Genomic DNA, 11,650 nt, shown 5'->3' with positions numbered 1-11,650 from the left:
AATGAATTAAAAGCGATATCCAATACCCATACTTACAACGGTTGGATTCAAAGAAGTACGAGCATCAATTCTGTTAGGACTGTCATTAATATGGGCACGTTGTTGTAAAAGAATCTGTTTTACATCAGCATTATAGAACCAGTTTCCAACAATCTGATAATCAAACCCGAAATTGAAAGATGGACCAACTGCTGTTTCCAACCCCACTTTTTTGACAATACCCCCTGCAGGAGAGATATTATGCCAGAAAGCGACTGTCAAGCCAACACCTACATAAGGATTAAAGGCCTTATGAGGACGGAAATGCCATTGTGCTGTCAAGGTAGGAGGTAAAATCCATCCACTGCCCACATCCACCTTACCAAGACCCGGGACACCCTGTGCCTTGATTTCATGACGTGTACTTGCCGCAATTAATTCAAATGACAAATTATCCGTGACAAAATAATCAAAACTTAATTCAGGCATAACCTGGTTTGTTGCATTGACATGCCCTCCAACGGATGTTTTAGAACTTGTATTATTCGTGATAACACCCAATGCACTTAATCTGATGATAAAATCACCTTTACCCAAACCAATTCTGGTTACACCAGGACATGTTTTAAATAAACCACAATGAGGTTTTGGTTTTTTAGGTGGAGCATACATTGGAACTTCACGATACTGGATTTTTCCACTCCAGCCAGAAGCCCAGATTTCTTCTCTTCTCATAGGAATTGCCGTTGCTGGGGCAGTTGTGCTTGAAGCTGGAGCCAATGCTGGATTGGCAGCAGGAGTCAGATTAGGAGAAGCATAATGTTGTTGTGCATAGCCTGCGACTGGCGTAAACAAAAATGCACAGGTAAGAATACGACTTAATGATTTTTTCATTGTGATGAAACCTTACTGATCAAAGTAAAGATGAAATGATCAAATTAAATAGTTAAATGTTCTTTTTTATTAGGATCATAACCATTGATCAGGCAACCAGTTTCTAACAATATATACTTAAACAATACATAATGTGACCAAATAACAACAAATAAATATGTAATCTTTCGCAAAAAAATTAATTAGTTCCTGATAAAGCTTAACAAATTAGGATAATCATTATTTTAATAAGTATTTTTTTTACATATTATATTACAAATATATATTTGTAATATATCTTTAATTGTAATTAAATATTCGAAAATTCTTTGAACGAATCGGTTTTTGTTTGATTAAATTTTTAAATTTACAACAAAATCCAATCAGTTATTTTGCCCTTGGTAAAGAAACCACAAAAGAGGCGCCAATAACTTTTCCTGCATCATCATACCGGTTATAGGCACGAATTGACCCTTTCAAGGCAACCACAATTTGCCGACAAATTGATAATCCAAGACCTGAATGTTGCCCAAAATTTTCTCCTTGAGGTCGCTCTGTATAGAACCGTTCAAAGATATTGTTTAATTTGTTTTCAGGAATCCCCGGCCCCTCATCACTGACCATGATTTCCACGTTATCTTTGACTGCAACAGCCGACAAAATAATTCTTCCCTTTGATGGAGAAAAAGAAGATGCATTTCCAATTAAATTCCTTAAAACCTGTACCAGTCTATCTTCAATTGCCAAAACAGAAAGCGGATATTTAATATCGTCATTTTTCAGATCCACAACAATATAAGGATCATCTTCTTTCTGTGTGGCTGCATTGATATCAGCAAGCAAACGAAAAATAGGCGCTACAGCAACAGCTTTTGGAGCCACCCTTGACATTTCAGATTCAATACGACTTGAATTAGCAATATCCGTTATTAAACGATCCAAACGTTTAACATCATCGGTAATGATGAATAATAACTGTTGACGATGTTTATCATCTTTTATTCTTGGTAACAATTCAATTGCAGAACGAATAGAAGACAAAGGATTTTTTAGCTCATGACTGACATCAGCCGCAAAACGCTCAATTGCATCCATCTTAGCCCATAACTCTCTTGCACTATCCTGAATTGCCCTTGCCAGATCACCGATAACATCTTTTCGGATCAAAAGGGAATCAGGAATCATTCTGTTTCGTCCCGTAGATTTATGAATCCTGTAAGCAGAATTAGCCAAACTCAGTAAAGGTTTTGCAATAGTCAACGACAAATACCAAGATAATAGGACCGTTATTGCCAAGGCAACTAAAAATAGAATCAAAATTGATGCACGCACAGAAAATAGCGCCTGATCAATATCCTGTGCCTCTCTTGTCAATTCAATAATACCTACAAGCTGGTTCTGATGGATGATAGGTTCAGATACGGTAATCAACAAACGATAATCAACCGTCCTACGAATATAAGGGGGAGCTTCATAATTATTTGATAATTCATGCAGCTTAAATGTCTGATTATCATAAGGTACACTATCTGGATCAGCACCCATTTCAAGAAACTCAATTCTTCTTGCATTCGTATAGGGAAGCCAACTTAAAAGATGATCATAAATCTGTTCTAAAAAGCCGTCATAATTTAAATATTTATTTTTATTACTCTCACCAAATACGGTTATTTTTTTCTGTGAATCTTGTTCTGTATTTGAAAAAACTGAATTATCAAGTCGATTATCTTTATAAGATCTATATATTTTTTTTCTTTCATTTTGACTGTCAATAACCAGTTTCCCATTAACAGCATAAACACGTGCACGTACACGTGGACTGGGGTTTGTTAGGCTTAACAAAAGAGGTCTGGCCAATTCAACAGATAAAGATTGATTATTTCGCTGTTCTGGCACCAGAGCATAAAAATCCAAGGATCGAAAAAAAACATCATCCTTAATCTTCTTGATTGCACTTTGGCTGAGTGCTCCAGCATAAATTTTTGCCTGCTCCCGTAAAACATTGATTTCTGTTTCCAAAAGGCTATTCTGAAATTGATTCAAATAAAGGAGTGTAACAACCAAAACCACAAGAGGAAGCGTATTAACCAATAATATCCTTTTCATCAGAGGAGAGAAAAAAAGTTTCTTGAATCTTCTATCCTCCAAAGGGTAATGACGATAAAAAAAACCAAAGAGTTTATAGACTTTTCTAATCTTCTTTGTAACGATATCCAATGCCATACAACGTTTCTATTTTATTAAATTCAGGATCAATCTGACGAAATTTCTTACGGATACGTTTAATATGACTATCTATTGTTCTATCATCAACATAAATATTTTCACCATAGGCAGCATCAATCAACTGATCCCTTGATTTTACCAGGCCGGGCCGTGTTGCCAATGCTTTGGTCAATAAAAATTCAGTTACTGTCAATTGAATATCCTGGTCATGCCAACGACATTGATGGCGCATATCATCCAAGGTTAAAGCACCACGAACAACCAAACCGTTATTGATCCCACCATCATTTTCAGCCTTATTGACTTCATGACGCCTTAACAAAGCACGGATACGCTCCAGAAGAAGACGCTGGGAAAAAGGTTTAGTGATATAATCATCTGCCCCAAGGCGCAACCCCATTAACTGGTCAATTTCCTCATCCTTGGAAGATAATATTATCACGGGAATTTGGGAACGGTTACGCAGTCTCTGCAACAATTCTATTCCATCCATCCGAGGCATCTTAATATCCAAAACCACCAGATCAACAGGACGTGATAAAAGACCTTGCAACGCACTTTCACCATCCGTATAGGTCTGAACAATAAAACCGTCAGCTTCCAGCATCATAAAAACAGAGGTTAAAATATTACGGTCATCATCAACCAATGCTATGACATGTTTCCCTGCTTCCACCTGTTACACTCCACCAATCCATTAAAAATAAATCAAAATCTTATATAAATATGCTAGAATAAAGTTAAATAGAAAATAAATTATAAAATCAATTCCAAAGGTTAATTTCTATATCTTATTTGCTCTATTTCATTCGTATTTCTTGTAACTTTCAAAAAGTTTATTAAAATAGATCTGTCTTAAATTTTGTAAGGATACCGATCTTATCCAATATCTTTTACAATCTTTTTAACAGAATAAAACAAATTTGGTTATTATGACAAAAGAAGAAAATTTACACGCCAATACAGAAAATAGCTCTGTTCCTGATCAGGAACAAGATTCACGGGGTCATGAAACTATTTTCCCACAAGAGGATAACGGCACGGAATCTTCAGATTCCTCTTCCAGCCAGAATAGTGAAGTTGACAAGTTGAAAAATGAACTGCAAGCCATGAAAGATCAGTGGATGCGTTCAGAAGCCGAAAATCAGAATCTGCGCAATCGCCATAAAAAAGAGCTTGAAGATACACGCCTGTATACTGTACAGAAATTTGCTCGTGACATCGTAGAGGCAGCCGAAAACCTGCGTCGCGGCATTGATAGCTTGCCAAAACCAGCTGAGAATGAAGATCCAATGATTACAAAAATGCGTGAAGGTTTTGAAAGTACTGAACGTTCATTTTTAAAAATTCTGGAAAAAAATGGTATCAAATGTGAAGATCCGACAGGCAGTCCATTTGATGCAAATAAACATCAAGCAATGGCAGAACAACCATCTGATGAACACCCTCAGGGAACCATTATTCAAAGCTGGACCCCAACATGGACCCTAAATGACCGTCTGTTAAAACCAGCCATGGTTGTCGTGGCCAAATCTCCTGAAAACACATAATGCAGATATTAAATAACTAAATTAATTAGCTGACTTCCATTAATTAAATGTGTATAATGGAGCTGTTCAAAAGGTTTCTTGAAGATTTCACTAAAGAAACTTATATAATGGTAACAAGTCATAACTGTAACCTCGCCATTATTGGGGGTTAATGTTTAATGACCATGATTTTTAAAAAAGGACTTTTAGAAGGCGCTTCGGGTCTTGTGAAAGTTGCTATTAGGAGATGAATTAATGAGTAAAGTTATTGGTATTGACCTTGGTACAACAAACTCCTGTGTTGCTATCCGTGAAGGTAATGAAACCAAAGTAATAGAAAATAGTGAGGGGGCCCGTACTACCCCTTCGATGGTTGCTTTCACTGAAAACAATGAAATGCTTGTTGGTCAGTCAGCAAAAAGACAGGCTGTCACTAATCCAACAAATACATTTTACGCCGTAAAACGGTTAATTGGTCGTCGGTTTGACGATCCGACTGTAAGCCGTGACAAGGGGTTGGTTCCCTATTCTATTGTCAAAGGTGAAAATGGCGATGCATGGGTTGAAGCCAGAGATAAAAAATACGCCCCTTCACAAATTTCTGCATTCATTTTAGGTAAAATGAAAGAAACAGCAGAAGCATATCTGGGCGAAAAAGTAACACAGGCTGTCATTACTGTTCCGGCTTATTTTAATGACGCGCAACGTCAGGCAACCAAGGATGCCGGTAAAATTGCTGGACTTGATGTTCTTCGTATTATCAACGAACCAACAGCCGCCGCGCTGGCCTACGGTTTGGAAAAGAAAAATAGCGGCACCATTGCTGTATATGACCTAGGTGGTGGTACTTTTGATATTTCTATTCTAGAAATATCTGATGGTGTAATTGAAGTTAAATCAACCAACGGTGATACTTTCCTTGGTGGTGAGGATTTTGATGCTCGAATCATTGATTTCTTGGCTGATGAATTCAAAAAAGAACAAGGAATTGACCTTCGCAGTGATAAACTTGCCTTACAACGTTTGAAAGAGGCAGCTGAAAAAGCAAAAATCGAACTTTCCTCTTCAAAAGAAACGGAAATTAACCTTCCATTTATAACCGCTGATGCTTCCGGTCCAAAACACTTGGTCATTAAACTAAGCCGTGCAAAACTGGAAAGCTTGGTTGATGATCTAATCACCAAAACCCTAGAACCTTGTAAGGCAGCGATCAAGGATGCCGGATTATCAGCAAATAATATTGATGAAGTTATTTTGGTAGGTGGAATGACCCGTATGCCAAAAGTCATCGAGGTCGTCAAAAGCTTCTTTGGCAAGGAACCCGCCCGTAACGTTAACCCTGATGAAGTCGTTGCAATTGGTGCTGCCATTCAAGGTGCTGTTCTTAAGGGGGATGTTAAAGACGTACTGTTGCTTGACGTTACTCCTTTATCCCTTGGAATTGAAACACTCGGGGGTGTTTTCACACGTTTAATCGATAGAAACACAACCATTCCTACAAAGAAAAGCCAAACGTTCTCTACAGCAGAAGACAACCAAAGTGCTGTTACCATCAAGGTTTACCAAGGTGAACGTGAAATGGCGGCAGACAACAAGTTGCTTGGCAACTTTGACCTGACAGGAATCGCACCTGCACCACGTGGAGTTCCACAAATTGAAGTAACATTCGATATTGATGCAAACGGTATCGTTTCTGTATCCGCCAAGGATAAAGCAACCGGTAAAGAGCAGCAAATTCGTATTCAGGCTTCTGGTGGTCTGTCAGATGCCGATATCGAAAAAATGGTTAAAGATGCTGAAGCGAATGCTGAGGCAGACAAGCAGAAGAAAGAAATGGTTGAAAGCAGAAATCAGGCAGATATGATGGTCGCCCAGGTAGAGAAAAACCTGCAAGAGCATGGTGACAAGATTGATGCCTCAACAAAATCAGATATTGAAGCTGCCGTAGCCGATGTTAAAAGCAAAAAAGAAGGTGATGATTTGGAGGCCCTAAAATCATCAACTGAAAAACTTTCCCAGCTTTTGATGAAAATCGGTGAAACCATTTACAAAGCAACCAATGATGCAAATGCAGCCGCAGGGGCTGCTGGAGCAGAAACTGCAGATCAAGCAGGTTCCTCTGCAAAACCAGAAGAAGACATTGTTGATGCTGATTTTGAAGATGTCAATCATAATGACAAAAAATCTAGCTAATGGGTCAATGCCTATTAAATAAGATATATTAACCAATTTGATATGTCGTAAGAAGTCAAGCCCGTCCTTTCAACAAAGGCGGGCTGCTTTTTGTTACGATATCTATTTGAAGATAATTTGAGGACATCAATGTCTAAACGAGATTATTATGAAATTCTAGAGATTAGTCGCACGTCAAGTAGCGAAGAAATTAAAAAAGCCTATCGCAAGAAAGCAATGCAATACCATCCTGATCGCAATCCTGGCGATCAGGAGGCGGAAGCCAAATTTAAAGAAATAAATGAGGCCTATGATGTTCTAAAAGATGAACAGAAAAAAGCCGCTTATGACCGTTTTGGTCACGATGCTTTCCAAAATGGCGGGGCCGGTAATGGTTTCGGCGGTGGTTTTGGAGCTGGTGGCTTCAGCGATATCTTTGACATGTTCGGCGATATGATGGGTATGAATCGTGGCGGTAACAGTCGCAAACGTTCTGGTGCTGATATCCAAATTCAAACCGAAATCCAGTTAACTGAAGCTTTTACAGGCATTAAGAAAAAGGTAAAATATAAAACAAAAAAACCTTGCCAAAGCTGTGATGGATCAGGATCAACAGACAAAACCAATGGAAATAAAACCTGTCCGACCTGTCATGGTTCTGGAAAAATCCGTGCTCAACAGGGATTTTTTCTGGTAGAACGCCCTTGTAATACCTGTCATGGAACAGGCCAGGTCATCAGTAACCCATGTAAAAAATGTCATGGAACCGGGCTTGAAAATCAAGATAAAGAGTTGGAAATCGATATACCTGCCGGAATTGAAGATGGAACACGTATAAGGATTTCGGGGGAAGGGGAGGCCGGCAGCAATGGAAATCCACCTGGGGATTTATACGTATATGTTTCTGTTTTACCCCATGATCTATTTCACAGAGAAGGGGCAAATATATTCTGTCGTATCCCCATTCGAATCACGCAGGCTGCTTTGGGAACAGAACTTGAAGTACCTATCATAGATGGTGGCAGATCAAAAGTGAAAATTCCTGCCGGTACCCAAACAGGTAAACAATTCCGTTTACGGGGTAAGGGTTTTTCTGTTCTACGCTCTTCATCACGTGGTGATATGTATATTGAAGTCAAAGTCGAGATTCCTCAACATTTGACAAAACGCCAGAAAGAGCTGCTTGAAGAATTCGAGGCAGAAGCACAAAATAAAGAAAATGAGGGAAATCCGGAAACAACGAGTTTTTTTAAGAAAGTCAAAGATTTTTTTGAAGGAAAATCCTGATTAATCTATTCTTTGATAAATGAAAGTGTTTAGAATGAATATATCTGTTTTACATATTGGTATTGCTGGCATAACCGGACGTGTTGGACGTCTTTTAATGGAAGAAATTACCTCTAGAGATAATGCTGTTTTATCTGGAGGTACATCACTTTCAAAAGACATTCATGATATGCCAGATTCTGTTCAAATCTTCTCTGACATTGCAAGTCTGGTCGAAAAAAGTGATGTAATTATCGATTTTACAAATGCTACAGCAACAGAAACACATGCAAAAGCATTAAACAATAGTAAAACAGCATGGATTTTAGGAACAACAGGCATATCTGAATCCGTCCAAAAACTTATCAAAGAAACCGCAAAAACCATTCCTGTTGTTCAGGCGGCTAATTTTTCACCTGGTGTAACCTTGATAACCCGACTGGCTTTTGAACTGGCGAAAGCTTTGCCTGCCGATCAGTATGATGCTGAAATTGTGGAAACACACCATCGTCAAAAAGTTGACGCTCCATCTGGAACAGCCTTGGCAATCGGGGAATCCATTGCAAAAGCAAGAAAGGTGGATTTAGGATCTGTTGCAGAAATTGGCAGAAAAGGATTTACAGGGGCGCGGAAAAAAAATGCCATCGGATTTGCTTCCTTAAGGGGCGGGCAAATTGTTGGTGAACATAGTGCCATATTTCTCTCCGATGTCGAGGAAATTGTTCTTACACATAAAGCTTTTGATCGTCGCATTTTTGCAAAAGGTGCCGTTCGATCAGCTTTTTGGTGTATCAATAAACCCGCAGGTTTATATGGTATGAACCATGTTTTGGGACTGGATCCGGTCAAATAATAATTTTTTTTAAATTAATACTTGACGGATAGACCACAAAAGGGTCTGTTTACAATACTTGTGTTTTTTTATTTATTAGTGAGATAGCAGAAAAATTATGCGAAACAATAGCGATTTTCTGTTCGCTTCGGAATCGGTATCAGAGGGTCATCCAGATAAAGTTGCCGATCGTATCAGCGACACCATTTTGGATACCTACCTTGCCGCAGATCCAGAAGCGCGCGTAGCTTGTGAGACTCTTGTTACAACCAATCAGGTAATTTTGGCTGGAGAACTGCGTGGCCCGAAAAGCATTACCAAAGAAATGCTCAATGAAAAAGCCCGTGAAACCATACGTGAAATTGGATACGACCAGGACGGTTTTTCTTGGAAAACCGCAAATATATTAAACCTGTTACATGCACAGTCTCCCCATATCGCAGTCGGTGTTGACAGTAATGAAAGTAAAGATGAAGGCGCTGGCGATCAGGGAATCATGTTTGGTTTTGCAACGTCTGAAACCGAAACCTTAATGCCTGCCCCAATTTATTATGCTCATAAGATCCTAAAAAATCTCAATGACCTACGTAAATCAAGTAACCCTAAGGGTAAAGGATTTCTTCCGGACGCAAAAAGTCAGGTAACCTTGCGTTATGTTCACGGTAAACCTGTTGGCGCAACCTCTGTTGTTTTATCAACCCAACATGAGGAATCCATGCCACAGGAAAACATTCGTGATGTTTTAAAAGGACTGATTACGAATACATTGCCAGAAGGCTGGATGTGTCCAGAAAAAGAATTTTATGTCAATCCTACAGGAATTTTTGTTATTGGAGGTCCTGATGGCGATTGTGGCCTGACAGGTCGTAAAATCATCGTCGATACTTATGGTGGGGCTGCCCCTCATGGTGGTGGAGCTTTCTCGGGTAAGGATCCAACCAAAGTTGATCGCTCAGCAGCATATGCCTGTCGTTATCTTGCCAAAAATATTGTAGCTTCCGGTCTTGCTGATCTTTGTACCCTGCAAATTTCATATGCGATTGGAGTTTCCCATCCTCTCTCTGTTTATGTTGATTTACATGGAACAGGCAAAGACATTGATGAAGCAAAACTTGAAAAAGTTTTACGTGAATTAATGGATCTTTCTCCAAGAGGCATCCGTAAACATTTACGATTAAATCGTCCCATATACAAACAAACTTCAGCCTACGGTCATTTTGGACGCCATCCAGACCCGGTAAAAGATGATTTTACATGGGAAAAAACTGATCTTGTTGATGCTTTGCAAAATGCTTTTAATCGTTAAAACTTAAGTATATGACCATAATTCAAAAAGGTTCTTGTGGAGAAAGTACTCAAGAGCCTTTTTCCAAAACAGATTCATCCCTACCCAAAGACCGTTTGTACGGGCGTCGTCGTGGCCATCCTTTACGCGACAGACAAAAACGGCTTCTTTCAGAATATCTTCCCCGAATCAAATTCCCAACCAGAAATATCAAACACCCCTTTGAGGCTTTTGAAAATCAGCCTAGGGCATTATGGTTGGAAATTGGGTTTGGGGGAGGTGAGCACAGTCTTGCCCAGCACCAAATACATTCTGATATTGGTTATATTGCATGTGAGGTATTCGAAAACGGAATTTGTTCCCTATTATCCAATCTTGTTCGGGAAGATGTTAAGGAAACAGAAGCAACTGTTCCAAATATGCTTCGGATATGGAATGAAGATGCACGTATCTTGATCCGTGCATTACCGGAAAATTCAATTGAAAAGATATTTCTGCTTTTTCCTGACCCTTGGCCAAAAACGAGACACGCAAAAAGACGGTTTGTCCATCCAGAACGTCTGCCTTTGCTTCATCGTATTCTAACCTCCAAAGGACAATGGCATATTGCAAGTGATGATCCAACCTATCAGGCATGGGTTGAAGAAACCATGGAGAATCAACCCTATTTCAAGAAAATCATGCAAACGAACAAACGTCCTGAAAACTGGCCACCAACCCGTTACGAACAAAAAGCCTACAAGGCTGGAAGATCACCAATTTTCTGGATATTTGAAAAATCATGATTTTTTATTATTATCAACTTTTAGTTCCTGTTCTGCGCGTTTGACAAGCCTATGTTCGTTATTACGTAAAAATATAAACACCAGAACAGCAACTACAACAAAGATAATCCCTATAACAAGGCCTATAGTCCCTTTTAGTCTAAGAAATTCCTGCCCCAGGAAATATGCGGTATATGTAAAGGCACCTGCCCAACACATACCCCCCAAAGCGTTATAGATTAAAAAATCCTTCCAATGCATATGTGTTGCACCCGCCAATAAAGCCGTAAAAAACCTTAAAATGGCAACAAAACGTCCAAAAAAAACAGCTTTACCCCCATGATGCTTAAACAAATATTGTCCTAATAATAGACGATCTGGGGTCAATTTGAATTTAGGACCATATTTTTTCAATACTGGATATCCAACAATACGACCAATAAGATATCCAAAATTATCCCCCATAATCGCACCGACAATCGCGGATAAGGCTATATAATTAATATTGAGGCTACTGTAATGAGAGGCACAGTAAATGGATATGGTAATCAGCAAGCTTTCAGCTGGTAGGATTAATCCCATACTTTCCAACATAATGATAAGACCAACAATATAATAGGCATGGGATTCATAATGATGAACAAATTGTAAAATATAATCTAACAGTGTTTAAAATCCATATTGTTTCATTTCTAAAAATCTTACTATCTTTATGACCGATTCT

The 11,650-nt window shown here is 38.9% G+C and carries 10 protein-coding genes; 6 read left to right on the top strand and 4 right to left on the bottom strand.

Annotated features, from left to right (window positions below):
• Positions 1 to 6 precede the first annotated feature (6 nt).
• From H3T44_RS06555 to H3T44_RS06545, 3 genes are all read right to left on the bottom strand, one after another.
• The gene (locus tag H3T44_RS06555) at positions 7 to 873 is read right to left on the bottom strand and encodes an OmpW family protein (RefSeq protein WP_110439197.1); all 867 of its coding nucleotides are present in this window, start codon (positions 871 to 873) and stop codon (positions 7 to 9) included.
• Between the two features lie 366 nt (positions 874 to 1,239).
• A complete protein-coding gene (locus H3T44_RS06550) occupies positions 1,240 to 3,000 on the bottom strand; it encodes an ATP-binding protein (RefSeq protein ID WP_370552739.1) in 1,761 nt (586 codons plus the stop codon).
• 43 nt (positions 3,001 to 3,043) lie between these two features.
• A complete protein-coding gene (locus H3T44_RS06545) occupies positions 3,044 to 3,754 on the bottom strand; it encodes a response regulator transcription factor (protein WP_198196655.1) in 711 nt (236 codons plus the stop codon).
• 256 nt (positions 3,755 to 4,010) lie between these two features.
• On the opposite strand from H3T44_RS06545, the gene H3T44_RS06540 reads away from it, so the two are divergent.
• From H3T44_RS06540 to H3T44_RS06515, 6 genes are all read left to right on the top strand, one after another.
• Positions 4,011 to 4,628 carry a nucleotide exchange factor GrpE gene (locus H3T44_RS06540; protein WP_155566139.1) on the top strand — a complete coding sequence of 206 codons (618 nt, stop codon included), beginning with the start codon at positions 4,011 to 4,013 and terminating at the stop codon, positions 4,626 to 4,628.
• A 234-nt stretch (positions 4,629 to 4,862) separates the two neighbouring features.
• Positions 4,863 to 6,800, top strand: a complete 1,938-nt coding sequence (dnaK, locus tag H3T44_RS06535) for a molecular chaperone DnaK (protein ID WP_198196653.1) — start codon at positions 4,863 to 4,865, stop codon at positions 6,798 to 6,800.
• A 129-nt stretch (positions 6,801 to 6,929) separates the two neighbouring features.
• Positions 6,930 to 8,066, top strand: a complete 1,137-nt coding sequence (gene dnaJ / locus H3T44_RS06530) for a molecular chaperone DnaJ (RefSeq protein ID WP_110439202.1) — start codon at positions 6,930 to 6,932, stop codon at positions 8,064 to 8,066.
• A gap of 34 nt (positions 8,067 to 8,100) precedes the next feature.
• A complete protein-coding gene (gene dapB, locus H3T44_RS06525) occupies positions 8,101 to 8,898 on the top strand; it encodes a 4-hydroxy-tetrahydrodipicolinate reductase (RefSeq protein WP_198196651.1) in 798 nt (265 codons plus the stop codon).
• Between the two features lie 97 nt (positions 8,899 to 8,995).
• Positions 8,996 to 10,183 (top strand): methionine adenosyltransferase, encoded by a 1,188-nt coding sequence (gene metK, locus H3T44_RS06520; RefSeq protein WP_198196649.1) that lies wholly within the window; start codon positions 8,996 to 8,998, stop codon positions 10,181 to 10,183.
• An 11-nt stretch (positions 10,184 to 10,194) separates the two neighbouring features.
• Entirely contained in the window at positions 10,195 to 10,947 is a 753-nt protein-coding gene (locus H3T44_RS06515; RefSeq protein ID WP_198185092.1) for a tRNA (guanosine(46)-N(7))-methyltransferase TrmB, read from the top strand.
• Here the strand turns inward: H3T44_RS06515 and H3T44_RS06510 are convergent.
• Positions 10,942 to 11,520 (bottom strand): DedA family protein, encoded by a 579-nt coding sequence (locus H3T44_RS06510; protein WP_155568668.1) that lies wholly within the window; start codon positions 11,518 to 11,520, stop codon positions 10,942 to 10,944. The two genes, H3T44_RS06515 and H3T44_RS06510, sit on opposite strands and share 6 nt — an antisense overlap.
• Positions 11,521 to 11,650: the final 130 nt, after the last annotated feature.

The organism is Commensalibacter sp. M0355, assembly GCF_016101365.1.
Lineage (GTDB): Bacteria > Pseudomonadota > Alphaproteobacteria > Acetobacterales > Acetobacteraceae > Commensalibacter > Commensalibacter melissae.
This window is presented reverse-complemented; position numbering and strand designations above follow the sequence as displayed.